Source organism: Pontixanthobacter luteolus, assembly GCF_009828095.1.
Taxonomy (GTDB): domain Bacteria; phylum Pseudomonadota; class Alphaproteobacteria; order Sphingomonadales; family Sphingomonadaceae; genus Pontixanthobacter; species Pontixanthobacter luteolus.
In genome coordinates this window covers 623,231-640,120 of record NZ_WTYP01000002.1, presented here as the reverse complement: position 1 = coordinate 640,120, position 16,890 = coordinate 623,231, and the positions used below count along the sequence as shown (strand labels likewise).

Here is a 16,890-nt window from a genome sequence, read left to right as displayed (position 1 = left end):
AACCGACAAAGACCAGTAACTTGCCGGTGTCCTAGCATGGCTGTGAATTGGGCGTTAACCGATAAAGCGTTTGCGCGCCCCCTTTATGCCAGCTAAAGGGCGATGAGTGCGGAGATAAATATAATAGAACAGTCTCATGCAGGCCCACGCCTCTTTGCCGGGTTGAAAAGGGCCAAGTCCCAATTCGATCTGCCAGATCGGCGGGGGTAGACAAGCAGGATAACACTCTGGCAGGGCGGACAGCCCTTCCAATGGGATGAGTAGCCGGATTCGTCCGGCGTTAATGACGATGGAGTGATGCGACTGAATGGCCTACGCTGACCAAGAGATGAGCGGTAATCGCATTATCGCCCTTATCATCGTGGCGTTGATTCATATCGCTGTCGGATACGTTCTCGTGACCGGACTTGCCTATGAGGCAGTCAAGAAAGCGGTAGAGCGCGTTACCACGGTTGATATTGATGAGCCCGAACCCGAACCCGAGGAGCCACCACCACCGGAGGAAATCCCCGAATCGTCGCCGCCGCCTATCGTAGCGCCGCCGCCGCCGATTAACATTGCGCCGGCTCCGCCTCCTGTGCGGACTCAGCCAACAATTCCGCCACCAGCGCCGATTGCTGTCCGGGTGCCGCCACCGGCTCCGCCAGCACCGCCGCCGCCGCCGCCTCCGGCTTTCCAGCCGAAGGATCCGACACCGCGCGGTAATCCTGGCAGCTGGGCAAGCCCTCGTGACTATCCTTCGCGTGCACTTCGCGAAGAACGCGAAGGTGTTACCCGCTTCCGGGTTACGGTGAACGCCGATGGCCGTGTGACGAACTGTCAGATCACGGGCTCTAGCGGGCATTCGGACCTCGACGAAACGACGTGTAAGCTGATTACCCGCCGTGGTCGTTTCCGTCCGGCAACCGATGGCAACGGACAGGAGACGACGGGAACGTGGTCGAACGCCGTTCGCTGGCAGATACCTGAATAAACGGGAGGGTCGCCGAAAGCGGCGGCCTAACCGGGACTAAGTTTTTTTAGATACGCTTCTTTCTGAGAGGAAACTCGCAATGATTACCCAAATTCTAGCAAACGCCGGTGGCGAAGAAATCAAGAACCAGTTCGGCTTCTGGGAAGCCATGAATCAGGGCGGTGTTATCGCCTGGTCGATTTTTGGCGTCCTTGTTATCATGTCCGTCGGTTCGTTCTACATTCTCATCACCAAGCTGCTCGAGCAGCGCAAGATCATGAATCAGTACAAGGAAGTTCGTTCGAACTTCTGGCGTGCAAACTCGCTCCGCGAAGGCGCCAACAAGCTCGACAAGAACAGCGCATGGCGCCAGCTGGTCGACGATGGTCTTGCTGCTGAAGAAACCCACAGCAAGATGACTGACAGCCTCGAAGCGCATGATTGGCTTCACGGTTCGCTGGCCCGTTCGGAAGCTTCGATCAATGCGAAGCTTGCTGGCGGCCTGCCGTTCCTCGCAACCACGGGTGCGACTGCACCGTTCGTTGGTCTGCTCGGTACGGTTATCGGTATCTACCGCGCACTGATCAACATCGGCCTCGCCGGTTCGGCATCGATCGACAAGGTCGCTGGCCCGGTTGGTGAAGCACTGATCATGACCGCGATTGGTCTGCTCGTGGCTGTTCCGGCTGTTCTTGCCTACAACTGGCTGCAGAGCCGCAACAAGCGCATCGCCGAGCTGCTCAACGGCTTCTCGACCGATCTGCTTGCAAACATCAACTCCAAGGGCACCGTTAAGCCTGCAGTTGCAACCGCAGCAGCAGCACGCGGCGCAGCCAAGCCGGCTCCGAAGGCAGCCGCAGCACCAGCTGCAAAGCCGAAAGCCTGAACGGGTAACGGGGCGGGTGGCAGTGCCATCCCGCCCCTTTCCACCCGAAGTTAAACCAATTCAGGATAGGAATTAGCAATGGCTATTTCAGCGGGCGGCGGAGGCCAAGAGCGGCCGATGTCAGACATCAACACCACTCCCCTTGTGGACGTGATGCTGGTGCTTCTGATCATCTTCCTTATCGCGGTTCCGGTCGCCATCCAGACGATCGACAAGCTCGAAATTCCAATTATGGAATCGATCGAGTCGAAGGATAAGGTCGAGAACCTGCTCCTGACCGTCAGCACTTCCGACGCGGCAGGCCGCAGCGCGGGCGAGCCAGGCTTCGAAGGCGCAACACGCGACGGCGAATGCCGGATCTACTTCAACAACGTAGCCCCGGTCGACTCGCAAGAGCTTTATGACCAAGCGTTCGAACGTCTGGACAAAATCGTTCAGGCCGCAGGCGGACCGGATGCAATCATGCAGAACCCGGAACTGATCCCGCAGGTTCACATACGCGGTGACGTAAACGCACCGTGGCGCTGTGTTGCCGGAACGATCTACAACGTCCAGGCAGCCGGCTATCCGACTGTCGGCTTCATCTCCAACCCGGTCGACCCTAACGGTTGATCGGCGCGGATCGAACGAGAATTCAGGAGTAACCCACTATGGCAATGTCAGGCGGCAAGGACGATGGCGAGCCGATGATGGAAATGAACACGACGCCGCTTATCGACGTCATGCTCGTTCTTCTCATCATGTTCATCATCACCATCCCAGTGGCAACACACTCGGTTGATATCGATCTCCCGGCGCCTAATAACGAGCCGCCGCCACCTGATCAGATCGACCCGATCAAGAACAAGATTGTTCTTACTCAGGCGAACGAGATCCTGTGGAACGGAACGCCTATCGACCAGGGTGAGCTTGTCCGGAACCTCGAAATCACCAAGGATATCGATCCGGAGCCGGAGCTTCAGTTCGAACCGGAAGCGTCGGCCAGCTATGATCTGTCGGCCCGCGTTCTGAACATCATCAAGATTTCGGGCGTTACCAAGTTCGGTTTCGTCGGGAACGAAAAATACCGGTCCTTCGGTACGCAAGCCGAGTAATCGGCTCTTACAGATGACCCTTTGAAAAGGGGCGGAGCAATCCGCCCCTTTTTCTTTGCCCGCAATCCTGTGAACAGCAGCGCCGTGATTCGCTGAATCTGTCTTGCGCGCTGCAATGTGCAGCCCCCGACCCGCTTCCGCACGCGCGCAAGGGAACACTCCGGAGCATCTCCTTCATCTCTCCATTCACCACTCTTGTCTTGCCGCAGCTTTATGTTATGTTATCACATTCATAAAGGAGGAAGGTTATGCCATTCACTACCGCTCCATCCCACGAGGGCCCGATGAAGGACCTCAACATCACGCCGTTTATTGACGTGCTGCTGGTTCTTCTCGTCCTGCTGATCATGACCATCCCGATCATGACAAATGTGACCGAGGTCGAATTACCCAATGGTGATGGCGGCCTGGAACCCGACCCGGTTATCAATGTCGTCGGGCTGACCGCTGGCGACCAGATGCTCTGGAATGGAGAACCTGTCGACAAGCCTACTCTCGAATCGTCGATTGCCCGCGCATTGGCCTTGCCAACAGAACCTGTGCTGCGGTTCTCTCCCGACCCGGCAGCATCCTACAATGCGTCAGCGAAAACCATTCTCGTAATCAAGGATTCCGGTTCAAAGAAGTTCGCTTTTGACCGGCTTCACGAACACAAGACTTTCGCCCGCGCTGAGTAGCTCTCAGCCATCAAGCGCAGGCTCCACCCGCATCGCCGCATCGGCCAGGCTTTCCGCCTCGAGCAGCAACTCGTCGTCGATCTGGCCTTGCGGGACGCTTTCCCGCCCGATCATCACCATGACCGGCACCGCGAGCGGGCTGACCCGGTCAAGAGTGACATGGCGCAGCCTCTCGGCAGAACTTTCAAGCAGGTCCGCCAGGCGGCCGACGTCTGTCATTCGTTCCCGCGCGTCAGCCCAGGCCGCTTCCAGCAGAACATGATCGGGCTCGTGCTTGCGCAGCACGTCATAGATGAGATCGGTCGAGAAGGTGACCTGTTTGCCGGTCTTCCGCTTCCCGGGATGCTGCCGTTCGACCAGCCCCGAGATAACCGCCACCTCGCGAAAGGCGCGCCGCAGGAGATGCGAATCCTGCACCCAGTCGACAAATTCTTCGGTCAGAATATCAGGCGAAAGCAGCGGGGCGGGATCTTCCACCGGTTTCAGACCCCAAACCGCCAACGAATAATCGTTCGCGACAAACCCGCCGGGCTGCAGCCCGCGGTCTTCCATCCGGCGCGTTATCAGCATTCCCAGCGACTGGTTCGCGTTCCACCCTTCGAACGTATAATAGACCGAATAGTACCGCTTCGCATGGGGGAAGCTTTCGACCAGCAATTGCCCCGGTGCGGGCATCTCGCTGCGCCAATCCTGCACCTCCAGCCATTCTCGGACATCGTCTGGGAACCGCGCCCATCCGGCGCGGTCATCCAGCATTGCCCGAACCCTGTCTGCCAGATGCGTGGTCAGCGGCATCCGCGCGCCGCCATAGGAGGGAATCATCGCCGCCTTTGACGAAGCACGCACGATCACGTCCATGTCCTTTACGCCCTCAACCTCAAGGCTGGTCCCGGCGAAGGCAAAAGTGTCTCCGGGCGAGAGCGCCGCAGCAAAGCGTTCCTCGACCTTGCCCAGCGAACGGCCGTTCTTGAACCGCACCGTCAACATCTCACCATCAATGATAATGCCAGCATTCAGCCGGTGCCGGGCGGCATGTTCAGGGTGAGTCAGCCGCCAGGTGCCCCCGCGGTCACGCGTGATACGCTTGAATTTGTCATAGGCTCGCAGCGCATAACCGCCAGTCTCTACAAATCGTAAAACCCGGCCCCAGATTTCAGCATCGATCCACGCATAGGCGAGCGATGATCGCACTTCCGCCAGCAATTCGTCTTCACCAAATGGCCCCGCACACGCGCATGCCATTACATGCTGGGCCAGCACATCCAGACCGCCGCGCCGGAAGTCCTCACCATCACGCTGGCCTTCTTCCACTGCGTCCTTTGCCGCTGTTGCCTCAAGGAACTCAAACCGGTTGCCAGGCACAAGCAGCGCGCGGCTGGGCTGGTCAAGCCGGTGGTTCGCGCGCCCGACACGCTGCAAGAGGCGCGATGAACCCTTTGGCGCGCCCATCTGCACCACGCAGTCAATGTCGCCCCAATCGACCCCCAGATCGAGACTGGCGGTCGCCACTAGCGCACGCAATTCGCCGCGAGCCATGGCCCCTTCGACCTTGCGCCTGGCCTCGCGGCTAAGCGAACCGTGATGAATCCCGATCGGCAGCCGATCTTCGTTCACGTCCCACAAGTTCTGGAATATGAATTCCGCCAGAAAACGCGTGTTGGTGAAGATCAGTGTGGTCTTGTTGGCCTTTATCTGTCCGTAAAGTTGCGGAATTGCCCATGTCGCCGCGTGGCCGCCCCACGGCACCCGTTCTTCCACAGGCAGCAGGATTTCAACCACTGGTTCCGCCCCCGGTTCGCCAATTATCAGTTCGACCTGGTCCAGATCTCCCCACGGCGCGAGCCATTCCCGGTACGATTCGGGATTGGCAACTGTGGCCGACAGGGCAGCACGCTGGAGCTGAGGGGCAATGGCCTGCAAACGCGACAGCGCCAGCGCAAGCAAGTCGCCTCGCTTGCCCGTCGCAAATGCATGAACCTCGTCGATGATGATCCGTTTCATTCCGCGAAACATTTCGAAACTGTCGGGATAGGAAAGCAGCAGCGAAAGCGATTCCGGTGTCGTCAGCAGGATGTTGGGCGGTTTGCTCCGCTGCCGCCGCTTCCGGTCGGACGGGGTGTCACCGCTGCGCGTTTCGATCTTCAGCGGCAGTCCCATCTCCTCCACCGGAGTGACCAGATTGCGCTGCACGTCATGCGCGAGCGCCTTCAGCGGAGAAACATAGAGCGTGTGGAGCCCTTCAGGCGGTCCATCATCGCCAAACTTGCTGGGGCAGAAATCCGCCAGCGTGGGGAGGAAGCCGGCCAGCGTCTTGCCCGCGCCGGTATCGGCCACCAGCATGGTGTGGCGTCCCGCATGGGCAGCCGCGTACATGCCTTTCTGGTGGCTGCGGATGCGCCAGTCGCGCCCGGAAAACCATGCCTCGATCTCTGGCGGGATCGCCGCAGCTTTCATGATCGGCCCCGCCCGCATATCTTGCATGAAGTCCGCGCTAAGCTGCGAAGGCAGGAAACCCCGGCGGTCAGAACACCGGCGGGGTGCAATGCCCCGCCTGCGATCAGCAGATCAATAGCCGCCTTCTTCCGCATTGCCGGCCGTTTCCTCGATCTCGGGTTCTGCGGCAGCGAGTTTGTCCTGATCCATACCAAGAATGCCCGACAGTGCCGCCTTTTCTTCCTCCGTCAGCTCCGAATACTGGCGCGGAGCAGCGAGTTCAGCGGTTACTTCGCCGATGGCCTCGATCATCTGAGGCATCATCTCCATTACCGCAGGCATGACCTCGTTCATGGCCGACATCACTTGCGGATCGGCATAGATCAGCATCGATTCAGCTGCGTAGTGGCTGCCGGTCGGGGTGGTGAAAAACGCGTTCAGTTCTTTGAGCTCGGCCACACTGAAACGCACGGCATATGCACGGGCCAAACCGTCGCGATAGCCTGGTTCGATCTCGGTCATGACATCGGTCATCATCTTCACCGAAGTTTCCGCAATCCGCCTGGTCCGCTCCTGATAGGCAGGATCCATTATCGCCATCGCATCGTTGATCGCGGTTTCGCCCATGTTCTCCAGCTCACTGACCGGCAGCCCTGTCAGCTCCGCCAGCTCTCCGGTTGGCATCTGGACCATGGCATCCATGATGCTGCCCATCATAGGCTCCATCGTATCGCCCATCATCTTGGCATAGGTGCCTTCAGGAAAGATGCTGGCAACCACAAGCTGCGCCTCTGGCAGCCGAGCTTCCTGCTCGGCGGTCAGCGGCTGGGCCTTGCCGAACATTTCGCCCATAGCCTCCATCATCCGTGCATCGGTGGTGGTTTGTTCCTGCGCGGCGAGCGGTGAACCAATAGCAGCGCCAGCCAGTGCGAGAGCAAACAGGGAATTCTTCAGCATTTTCGGGCCTTTCGCATAATTCTTCGTATTGTCAGTGCCCTACACTCTCGCCGCGTTCAAGGCCCGACAGACGCAGCTGTTCGTCGATTTGCGCCATCAGGCGGGCAAGCCCTTCTTCGCTATCGCTTTCGGCCCGCGCGACCAGCACATCCTGGGTGTTCGAAGCGCGCAGCAGCCACCAGCCGTCATCGGTGGTGACCCGGACCCCGTCGGTCCCGTCAACTTGCGCGGGGCTGTCCGCCAACCGCGCCTTCACTTCGTCGATCGCCGCGAACTTGCGACTTTCATCGACCTGGAAACGCATTTCAGGCGTGTTGATCATCGCGGGCATATCGCCGCGGAGCTGGGTCACGGATTTACCCAGCCGGACAGAGGCGAGGATCAGGCGCACGCCGGCATAAAGCGCATCGTCGAAACCGTAATATTCGTCCGCAAAAAACACGTGACCACTCATTTCGCCAGCCAATGGCGAACCAGTTTCCTTCATTTTGGACTTAATCAGGCTGTGTCCGGTCTTCCACATCACCGGCTTTCCGCCGTGTTTTGCCACATGGTCGAACAATGCGCGGCTCGCCTTTACATCGGCGATAATCGTGGAGTTAGGTAGTCTGACGAGGAGGTCTTCAGCGTATATCATCAACAACTGATCCCCCCATATAACCCGGCCTTCGCCGTCGATCGCGCCGATCCGGTCGCCATCCCCGTCGAATGCAACTCCGAAGTCGAGTTTCTTCTCGGCGACGAGCGAGCGCAGGTCCTCCAGATTGGCCTCAACAGTGGGATCAGGATGATGATTGGGAAACGTACCGTCGACGTCAGTGTAAAGCGCGAAATGCGTGCCCGGCAGCCGATCAAGCAAGGCCTCGAGGACGGGGCCGGCTGCACCGTTACCATTGTCCCAGCCGACCCGCATGGCGGAGAGATCGGCCGGATCAAGCCCATCCAGCGGCGCGAGGAGACGGTCGACATACTCGTCCATGATTTCGCGGGTTTCGCTGGTGCCGACCCCGTCATCCCACTCGCCGGCAGCAGCCATTCGGCCGATGGTCTGGATGTCTTCCCCGAAAAACGGGCGCCCCTGAAATACCATTTTGAAGCCATTGTAATTGGCGGGATTGTGGCTGCCAGTTATCTGAATGCCGCCATCTACATCTTCGGCTGACGCCTCTGCATAATACAGCATCGGCGTTGGCCCCATGCCCACCCGGACCACGTCGCAGCCGCTCGCATTGAGCCCTTCGACCAGCGCATGTTCCAGCATCGGCGAACTGGTGCGTCCGTCGTAACCAACCGCCACTCTCGAACCGCCTGCCCGCTTTAGCAGTGTCGCGAAACCGCGCCCGATCGCACGCGCATCATCCGGCCCCAATGTCTCTCCGATAATTCCGCGGATATCGTATTCGCGAAGGACGGTGGGGTCGAATGCATGGGTCATCAGGGGCCTCTGGTGTCTTTTGCCGTTGGATAGGGCAATTCATTTATCAGTATATCACGCGCAGCGTTCGCTTCATGCACCTGTTCATTGGTGCCGCCGCGGTCCGGATGAACCAAGGCCAGCAATTGCTTGTGCGCCTGCATTACCTCTTCGCGTGTTGCGTTTTCACGAACACCCAGAAGCTTTCTTGCGCGGAACAGCGCCTGGCTGCGCGTGCTCTTCGTCTGCATGAACTGCCACGGCCATTTCCCGAACAGCAGCTTGCAAGCAGCGCTTGCAAGAAAGGTGAAGAACAGCAGCTTCCACATCGGTTAGGCCAGTTCCAGCTGCGCTTGCGGTTTGGCGATTTCAGGGAGGTGCAAACCGGCCAGCAAGGCGCGCATTTCCTGCCGTGCGACAAGGTGGCTGGTGCCCAGTTCGCCCAGATGCCCCTTGTCGAGCAAGGTAAAGCCCGAGGGGAACAGCTCGCGGTAGATCACGCGTTCCGAAAGGCCTTTGACCACGCGGAAACCTGCGCGCTTCGACAGTTCGTTCAGAGCCTTTTCAATGCGCTGCATATTACGCGCCTCGGTGTGGCCGCTTCGGTTGCGCACCACGACCCAGTCGATTTCCTTGCGCTGTTGCAGCGCGCGGGCCTTGCGGGTTTCCCAGATCAGTTCGGCGTAGAATGACAGGCGGCGAACCTTGAAGGTTTCCGCATCAACTTGCCCGATCAGATCGAAATCGACGAAGCTGTCATTCATCGGCGTCACCAGCGTATCCGCCTCTGTCGCGGCGTGGCGGGCGAATTCATCATCGCGGCCGGGTGTGTCGACGATCAGGAAATCCGCGCCTTCGCTCATTTCTGCCGCCAGATCATCGAAATCGCCGACCGTTTCGCCGCGGAACACCTGACACCGCGCGGTTGGCAGATCGATTTCGCGGCGCTTTGCGGTCTCGGCCCGGTTTTCGAAATAGCGGTCCATCGTGCGCTGGCGCGGATCGAGGTCGATCGCCGCCACCCGCGCACCCTGATAGGCAAGCGCCACCGCGACATGCACCGCAGTCGTGGACTTGCCGGTTCCGCCCTTCTCATTCGCAAATGTGATCCGGTGGGGGGCGCTGTGGGACAAGGGGCAAATCCTGTATTGTGGTTGTTTTGGCCCTGCCTACGCGGCTAGGACCAGCAAGCTTACTTCTACCGGAGGCCCCGCAACCGTGCAAACTATCACCCAGCTGGAAATGTTGAGAAAAGCCGTGGCGCAATTGCGCGCGAAGGGCGGAACCGTGGCGCTGGTGCCGACGATGGGCGCGCTGCATGAAGGGCATCTGACGCTGGTGCGCGAAGCTGCGAGCCGCGCCGATCACGTTGCCGCCTCCATTTTCGTCAATCCGACCCAGTTCGGTCCGAATGAAGACCTCGACGCCTATCCCCGCCAGCTGCAGGAAGACGCGGAGATGCTGGAGCAGGAAGGGACAGCGCTGCTTTGGGCACCCTCTGTCGGCGAAATGTATCCCGACGGCTTCGCCAGCAGTATTTCCGTTAGCGGCGTGAGCAGCGGCTTTTGCGGTGCCGACCGGCCCGGTCATTTCGACGGCGTTGCCACGGTTGTGTGCAAGCTGTTCCATCAGGTGCTGCCCGATATCGCCTGTTTCGGTGAAAAGGATTGGCAGCAACTGGCGGTGATTCGCACAATGGCGCGCGATCTCGATCTGACACGTCCCTATGCCCGCGATATCATCGGCATTCCGACGGTTCGCGAGGCAGACGGGCTCGCGATGAGCAGCCGCAACCGGTATCTGAGCGAGCACGATCGGTCTGCCGCGGCAAGCCTGCCGCGTGAAATGCGCGAAGCCATCGCCCGCATCGAAGACGGACAACATGTCGGCCGCACGCTAGCCGCGCTGGAAGATGCGCTGCTGGGCGCAGGGTTCAGCTCGGTCGATTATGCCGACCTTGCCGATGCAGCGAGCCTAGAAGTCTTGTCCGAGTTGGGCGATCGGCCCGGGCGCTTGCTGGTCGCCGCGCGAATCGGCGGGACCAGGCTCATCGACAATATGGCGGTTGGGAAGCCCTAGCCCTCAGTCAGCGGATTTCGGTGCACCCTTGCGGTGCTTGAATTTGCCTTTTTCAACCCGCGGTCCGCGCTGTTTTAGCGGCTTGCGGCCTTCACCTGCGGGGCCGCCTTCTTTGTTGCGGTCCCATTTCCCAGGGCGAACATTGCCGCCACTGCCGGATTTGTCCTGGCCGGATTTCGCGGCGTAGGGCTTGTTGCCATGCGGTTTCTTGCCGAATGGCTTGCGGCCCGGCTTGCGATTTTCACGGGCTTGCATCCGCGGGCCATCGGCGCTGCGTTCGATGAATACCGGACGATCCTGATCCTCCGATGCAGCTGTGCGCTGGATCGCATCCTCAACCTTCGCTGCGATGGCAGTGGGTATCTGGAAAAAGGTCTCGTCGCCGCCAATCCGGATCGCACCGATTTCGGTGCGGGTTACGTGACCGCGGCGGCAGATCAGCGGCAGTATCCAGCGCGGATCGGCATTGTGGCGGCGGCCAATATCCATGCGGAACCATGCCACGTCTTCGAAACCGGGACGGTGGCGGTCCTGCTGCGCAGCCTTGCGCGCCTCAGGCGTGTTTTCCATCAGCTCTTCGGGCTGCGGCATTTTGGATCGGTGCGCCTGAACCAGCATCGCAGCGATGTCTTCAGGAGATTTTTCAGCGATCAGCCGCTGGGCAAGGCTGCGGTCCTCGTCTTCGATCTCGACCGGTGCCAGAAGCGTTTCGAGCAAACGCTCGCGGTCTTGCTGGCGAATATCCTTGGGCGATGGGGCATCGACCCACTGCGCCTGGATCTTCGCCCCGCGGAGCATGGATTCGACCCGGCGGCGGCGCGGAAACGGTACCAGAATAACCGCGGTACCCTTCTTGCCGGCGCGGCCGGTGCGGCCGGAACGGTGCTGCAATGTCTCTGCATCGCGCGGCACCTCCACATGGATCACAAGGCTCAGCGACGGAAGGTCGATCCCGCGTGCGGCGACGTCGGTCGCGACGCACACACGGGCGCGGCGATCGCGAAGCGCCTGCATGGCCTGGTTGCGTTCCGACTGCGAGTGTTCGCCCGACAGTGCGACCACTGCGAACCCGCGTTCCTGCAGGGTTGCATGCAGCCGGCGCACTGCATCGCGCGTGGCGCAAAACAGGATGGCGGTCTCGGCCTCATGGAAACGCAGCAGATTGACCACCGCATTTTCGATTTCCGAGGGAGAGATGGTGACTGCCTGATAGGAGATATCGCCGTGCCCGCGATCGTCACCAACGGTCGAAATGCGAAGGGCGTTATCCTGATACCGCTTCGCCAAGGCCACGATCGGCTTGGGCATGGTGGCAGAAAACAGCAACGTGCGGCGGCCTTCTGGCGTCGCATCGAGAATTTCCTCAAGATCTTCGCGGAAGCCCATGTCTAGCATTTCGTCCGCTTCATCGAGCACTGCGACTTTCAGCGCGGAAAGGTCCAGCGCGCCGCGTTCCAGATGGTCGCGGAGGCGGCCGGGAGTGCCGACCACGATTTGCGCGCCGCCGCGAAGGCTGCGGCGTTCTTTCGATGCATCCATGCCGCCGACACAGGTGGCAATGCGCGCACCCGCCTTGCCATACAGCCAGATCAATTCGCGGCTGACCTGCAGTGCCAGTTCGCGGGTAGGCGCGATGATCAGCGCTAGCGGGGCGATGCCGTATGGCACCTTACCATCTTCGCCCAGCAGTTGCTCGGCCATGGCGAGGCCGAAGGCGACAGTCTTGCCGGAGCCGGTCTGGGCGGAAACGACCAGATCACGGCCAATGGCTTCCGCTTCGATTACCGCCGACTGGACGGAGGTGGGTTGTTCATAGCCGCGTTCGGTCAATGCTTCGCCAAGGACTGGCGGCAGTTCGGAAAAATTCATGTGTCTCGCAATTTCTGAGACCTGCCATGTGGCAGGTGGGTCTGATGCCTGCCGGGTTGGCAGGGGGAAAATCTCGTGCACGCACGATCTATGCCGTCCGCATACACGAAAAGAGGCGCTTTGGCTTGTTCTTTTTTGTGCAGGTGCGAAGAGGGGCAGCTCTGGCCGGGTCAAATCCCGGCTGGCTGCCCCAGATATTGCGCCAAATCAGGCGTTTGCCGCACGTTCGCGAATGTCGGCGAAGTCGTGCCGGACCAGCAGTTCACCGTCTTTCCAAACGGGCATCAGCAAGTTTGCGTCATCACCCACCGCATCCAGCCGCTTCGCGACCATCCTGCCCTGTTCCAGCACAACCGCTTGCCGGCCCGCCTTGCTGGCCTTGCTCGGATCAGTCGCCGGTTTCTTGGACACATCGTGCCATCGGCCAGCATCATCCTGCATCGCGTTTGCCTTCATGGCGAACCGCAATGTATCGCGGTTGACCGATTGCAGCAGGCCGCCGCCCATGCCGAACGCGATATTGTCGATCGCGAAGCCATCCTCAATCAGGCGGTCGATCAGCTTGCCGATACTGTTGATGTTCATTCCGTCGCCCTGGATCACGCGAACTTTGTCATCCAGCACACGGAAACCTTTAGAATTCACCGTGCCGCCGAAAATCTCCCACAATTTCGCCAGAGTGCGCGCGGGTGTTTCAACCGGATCGCCGCTGTCGGGACGCACCACCAGTGTGCCCTTGCGGGCCAGGACTTTCTCTTTCAGCGAACCGCCCCAGATGTTCTCGACCGCGTTGTCGAGATCCCAGCTATCGGACACCACGGCAACCAATGCACCCTCCCCGTCGAATGCGTCGAGCATATTGGCATAGGCCGCTTCTTCGCCTGCCTTGCCCCAACTGGTCATGGTGCTGTGTTCCGCCGCAGGGATGGAAAAGCCCGGCATGTCCGCACCGTAGTAACGGCGCGCGGCCATGATCCCTTCAAGCGTGTCGGTGCCGCTGAAATTCACCAGATGAGCCATGCCGCCCAGCGCCGCGCTTTCTCCGGAACTGACCCCGCGGGCGCCAAAATCGTGCAGCTTGAAGGGTAACTGGCCGGCTGCATCGTCGGAGGTTTGCGCAAGGCCGGCGGCGATGATCTGGCGGCATTTCCAGCTCAGCGTGGCAACGGTTGTGGGATACCATACCGCCCGCAGCAAGGCGGTTTCGATGAAGGTGGTCAGCCACGGCATGCGCGGATCGGTGTTGCGCACCTGATACATCGGCACGCCGCTGGGCACGATCGTCCCCTCGGGCAAGGCGCTGATTTCCAGCGGCAGATATCCGCCGTGATCGGTCAGGATCGCCAGCCAGCCGTCCCGATTGAAGGGAACGCCGTGGGCGCCGCAAATCAGCGCGGCTTCATCGATATCCGCCTGCGAAATCGGGGTGCCGAGATAATCGATCAGGAAGGGCTGGAGCCCAAGGAACAGGATTTCATCGGAGAAATCGTTGTGCCGGCTTTCGCCATAGGCACTGATCATACGCGCTTGAGGCGGGTATTGCAGAAAGTGGCTCTGTTTATAGCTGTCGGTAGCCAGGATGATATTGGTCATGATGTGAACTCCTCACATAGTGTCTTGTATGCAGGGCTCCCCCGCATACGGGGTCAAAGATCGGCCATCTGTTCGATGATCGACCAGTGATCTTCAAAAAGCATTTCCGGTTTCAGTTCGCCGAGCCGGTACCAGCGGGCGTGTGCCGCATCGTCCCCGCCCTTCACCTTGAACAGCTTGCGCCGTTCGGGCAGCCGGAAAAGGAAGGCGTGAGTGATGATCCGCCCGCGCAGCGAACGGCCGGGCGCATCGAAAATGCGGCTTCTGCTATCTTCGATAAAACTGGCGAGCATCGCGGGCGGTATCTGCCCCTTGCTGTCGCCGATCTCGGTTTCCTCGCGCAACTCGCGGATTGCCGCGTCGCGGACACGTTCATCGCGGTTTACGAACCCGCCCGGCAGCGCGAGCAATCCCTTGCCCGGCAATCTGCCGCGTTCGACCAGCAGGATATGGCCGGACTGAATCACGACTGCATCGGCAGTGACGAACGGGCCTTCCCCCCATTCGGCGGGATACGCGTCGAGGTATTCGCGTTCCGCCAGCAGCGCCTTGAACGCATCGCTCATCTTGAAGTCGTGCAATTGCTCGGCAACGCCTTTGGACAGGATGGAATCCGGCACTTCCGGAATGCGGGCGAAGAACCGTTCGCGAATGTCGGCTGAACTGAAGGTGCCATACTGGCTGTCGATCTGGATGTTTCCCCATGCCGGGAACATCTTCAGATAATAGCTCGACTGGTCCTTGCCGAACCCGCTGAGCGAAATGGAAAAATCGTCCAACCCGTTCGCCTGAAAGCCGCTATTGCCCTCTGCCAGAACGATCTCATGCACTCTGCGCTGAACCTCGGCAGTCCAGGCATTGTCCGAATAAAGATGGTCGTCCAGCGGTTCCACTACCACTTGCCCCTGAGCCATTTCATAGGCGAAGGCGGAACGGATCATGTGCTCGCGTTCCTCGTAAGTGAACGGGTTGCGCGGATCGCGGGCGACATTCGCCGAACCGACCAGCACGATCAGCCGGTCGACCTGTTCCAGTGATTTGCGGATTACATATTCGTGGCCGATATGCAGCGGCTGAAAGCGTCCGATAAAGACGCCAAAAGAGGCTTTGTTTGCCATGATCGAGACTCCCTCGATTGATGTTAGCGGCAACGGACTCCCCGATGCCTGAGATCAAACTGGACCCGCAATGCTGCGTGGTCAAATGCGAATATCGCTGTGCTAGATTGCAAAAAAGTAAACAGGCCGGAGCGTCCAACCACGCCCCGGCCTGCTGCGTGTCAGTCGACCAGATAGATCGATTTCACGTTCACGAATTCCTTGATCCCAAAACCGCCATGTTCGCGGCCATATCCCGAATCTTTCACCCCGCCGAAGGGCATGTTGGGTTGCGCAATCTTGTATCCGTTGATCGAAATCATGCCGGTGTCGAAATACTTGGTCGCCAGCTCGCGGGCGCGCTTTTCATCCTTGCAAAAGATACCGCCGCCCAGGCCGTATCGGCTGTCATTGGCGATGCGCATGGCGTCTTCGTCATCCTTGGCCCTTATCACCGATGCGGCAGGGCCGAACAGTTCATCGTCATAGGCTGGCTGGCCCGGGGCAACATCTACCAGCACTGTCGCGGGATAATAGGCACCAGTGCGATCGGGCACGGATCCGCCGCACGCAATCTTCGCGCCTTTTTCGACGCTTTCCTCGACCTGCTTTGCCAGTTTGTCGCGCAAATCATTGCGCGCCATCGGGCCAAGTCCGGTCGAACTTTCGTTGGGATCGCCCAGCTCAACCGCGCTCATCGCTTCGACGAAACGTTCGAGGAAGGCATCGTAGTGTTTTTCCGTCACAACGAAACGCTTGGCGGCGACGCATGTCTGGCCGTTGTTATAGAGCCGCCCGGCGACGCTGCACTGCACCGCAGTTTCGAGATCGGCATCGTCCAGCACCATATACGCGTCATTCGAGCCCAGCTCGAGCACGGTTTTCTTCAGGTTTTCCGCTGCTTTCGCGCCGATCTTGCGCCCCGCACCGTCGCTGCCGGTCATGGTGACGCCGCGAACAAGTTTGTGTGCAATGATCTCGTCGGAAACATCATGACTGATCAGCAGAACGGAAAACAGGTTCTTGGGCAGCCCGGCGCGTTCCATCACATCGCGCAGCATCAGTCCGCTGCCGGTGCAATTTTCCGCGTGTTTCAGCAGCACACCGTTGCCCGCCATCAGATTGACGATTGAATAACGGACCGCCTGATAACAGGGGAAATTCCACGGTTGAATGCCGTAGATCACGCCGATGGGCGAATAGGCGATGACACCCTTGCCGCCCTGAATCTCGCGCTCTTCGTCGGCGAGTTCGGCGGCACCGTTATCGGCCGTGTAATCGCAGATTGCTGCGCACAACTCGATTTCGTCGCGGCTATGGCCAATCAGTTTCCCGACTTCATCGGTCATCAACTGGGCGAATTCTTCTTTCGAGGCGCGCAGTTCCTTGCCGATGGCGCGGATGATTTCGGCGCGCTCTTCAACGGGCCGAAACCGCCAGTCGAGAAATGCCTCGTGGCAAGCCTCGACAACGGATTTCGCATCCCCTTCGCTCATGAGCGAATAGGTTTCGAGTTCTTCATTTGTGGCGGGGTTAATGGTGGTCAGTGTGTCGGGCATGGGGCCTCTTTGCGTTTGTTCGGGATATGACAACGCAACGGTCCGGCGCACGGCACAGTTCCGCGACAACACAAAAAGAGCGGAAAAATTAGGAGGATCTCTGGAGCGGGTAAGGGGAATCGAACCCCTCTAGCTAGCTTGGAAGGCTAGAGCATTACCACTATGCTATACCCGCCCGCTTCCGAGAGAAGCGCGCTTGCCACCAAAGCCGGGGATTCGTCAACCAGCAGTTTCAATCGCCGCGCAAAAAGGCCGCTCCTGCCGCCCGCCTCAGCATCGC

15 protein-coding genes and 1 tRNA gene are annotated in these 16,890 nt (G+C 59.7%); 6 read left to right on the top strand and 10 right to left on the bottom strand.

Features of this window, described 5'->3' with window-relative positions; all coding sequences use genetic code 11:
* The first annotated feature begins 307 nt into the window (after positions 1–307).
* From GRI43_RS11575 to GRI43_RS11555, 5 genes are all read left to right on the top strand, one after another.
* Positions 308–973: an energy transducer TonB gene (locus GRI43_RS11575; protein ID WP_160731255.1), complete on the top strand. Its 666-nt coding sequence runs from the start codon at positions 308–310 to the stop codon at positions 971–973.
* A gap of 79 nt (positions 974–1,052) precedes the next feature.
* Positions 1,053–1,838, top strand: coding sequence for a MotA/TolQ/ExbB proton channel family protein (locus GRI43_RS11570; RefSeq protein ID WP_160731254.1), 786 nt, complete (start codon positions 1,053–1,055; stop codon positions 1,836–1,838).
* A gap of 78 nt (positions 1,839–1,916) precedes the next feature.
* The gene (locus GRI43_RS11565) at positions 1,917–2,450 is read left to right on the top strand and encodes an ExbD/TolR family protein (RefSeq protein WP_202391708.1); all 534 of its coding nucleotides are present in this window, start codon (positions 1,917–1,919) and stop codon (positions 2,448–2,450) included.
* A 38-nt stretch (positions 2,451–2,488) separates the two neighbouring features.
* Complete coding sequence (locus GRI43_RS11560) at positions 2,489–2,932, top strand: ExbD/TolR family protein (RefSeq protein ID WP_160731253.1); 444 nt, start codon at positions 2,489–2,491, stop codon at positions 2,930–2,932.
* 248 nt (positions 2,933–3,180) lie between these two features.
* Positions 3,181–3,609, top strand: coding sequence for an ExbD/TolR family protein (locus GRI43_RS11555; protein WP_160731252.1), 429 nt, complete (start codon positions 3,181–3,183; stop codon positions 3,607–3,609).
* Positions 3,610–3,612: 3 nt separating this feature from the next.
* Here the strand turns inward: GRI43_RS11555 and GRI43_RS11550 are convergent, their stop codons facing one another.
* The 5 genes from GRI43_RS11550 to GRI43_RS11530 all read right to left on the bottom strand — a co-directional run bounded on the left by GRI43_RS11550 (position 3,613) and on the right by GRI43_RS11530 (position 9,546).
* Complete coding sequence (locus tag GRI43_RS11550; RefSeq protein WP_160731715.1) at positions 3,613–6,063, bottom strand: ligase-associated DNA damage response DEXH box helicase; 2,451 nt, start codon at positions 6,061–6,063, stop codon at positions 3,613–3,615.
* Positions 6,064–6,174: 111 nt separating this feature from the next.
* Positions 6,175–6,999, bottom strand: a complete 825-nt coding sequence (locus tag GRI43_RS11545) for a DUF2059 domain-containing protein (RefSeq protein ID WP_160731251.1) — start codon at positions 6,997–6,999, stop codon at positions 6,175–6,177.
* Positions 7,000–7,030: 31 nt separating this feature from the next.
* Entirely contained in the window at positions 7,031–8,434 is a 1,404-nt protein-coding gene (gene pgmG, locus GRI43_RS11540; RefSeq protein WP_160731250.1) for a phosphoglucomutase/phosphomannomutase PgmG, read from the bottom strand.
* On the bottom strand, positions 8,434–8,664 hold the full coding sequence (locus tag GRI43_RS11535) for a J domain-containing protein (protein ID WP_338090041.1): 231 nt from the start codon (positions 8,662–8,664) through the stop codon (positions 8,434–8,436). The genes pgmG and GRI43_RS11535 overlap by 1 nt, the downstream gene beginning before the upstream one ends.
* Before the next feature lie 81 nt (positions 8,665–8,745).
* The gene (locus GRI43_RS11530) at positions 8,746–9,546 is read right to left on the bottom strand and encodes a division plane positioning ATPase MipZ (protein WP_160731248.1); all 801 of its coding nucleotides are present in this window, start codon (positions 9,544–9,546) and stop codon (positions 8,746–8,748) included.
* Between the two features lie 85 nt (positions 9,547–9,631).
* On the opposite strand from GRI43_RS11530, the gene panC reads away from it, so the two are divergent.
* The gene (gene panC, locus GRI43_RS11525) at positions 9,632–10,492 is read left to right on the top strand and encodes a pantoate--beta-alanine ligase (RefSeq protein ID WP_160731247.1); all 861 of its coding nucleotides are present in this window, start codon (positions 9,632–9,634) and stop codon (positions 10,490–10,492) included.
* Positions 10,493–10,495: 3 nt separating this feature from the next.
* On the opposite strand, the gene GRI43_RS11520 is transcribed toward panC, so the two are convergent.
* The 5 genes from GRI43_RS11520 to GRI43_RS11500 form a co-directional block, all read right to left on the bottom strand.
* On the bottom strand, positions 10,496–12,361 hold the full coding sequence (locus GRI43_RS11520; RefSeq protein ID WP_160731246.1) for a DEAD/DEAH box helicase: 1,866 nt from the start codon (positions 12,359–12,361) through the stop codon (positions 10,496–10,498).
* A gap of 207 nt (positions 12,362–12,568) precedes the next feature.
* Complete coding sequence (locus GRI43_RS11515; protein ID WP_160731245.1) at positions 12,569–13,954, bottom strand: nicotinate phosphoribosyltransferase; 1,386 nt, start codon at positions 13,952–13,954, stop codon at positions 12,569–12,571.
* A 53-nt stretch (positions 13,955–14,007) separates the two neighbouring features.
* Positions 14,008–15,072, bottom strand: coding sequence for a bifunctional nicotinamide-nucleotide adenylyltransferase/Nudix hydroxylase (locus GRI43_RS11510; protein ID WP_160731244.1), 1,065 nt, complete (start codon positions 15,070–15,072; stop codon positions 14,008–14,010).
* Positions 15,073–15,233: 161 nt separating this feature from the next.
* On the bottom strand, positions 15,234–16,610 hold the full coding sequence (locus GRI43_RS11505; protein ID WP_160731243.1) for an NAD-dependent succinate-semialdehyde dehydrogenase: 1,377 nt from the start codon (positions 16,608–16,610) through the stop codon (positions 15,234–15,236).
* A 101-nt stretch (positions 16,611–16,711) separates the two neighbouring features.
* A tRNA-Gly gene (locus GRI43_RS11500) sits at positions 16,712–16,785 on the bottom strand.
* Between the last annotated feature and the right edge of the window lie 105 nt (positions 16,786–16,890).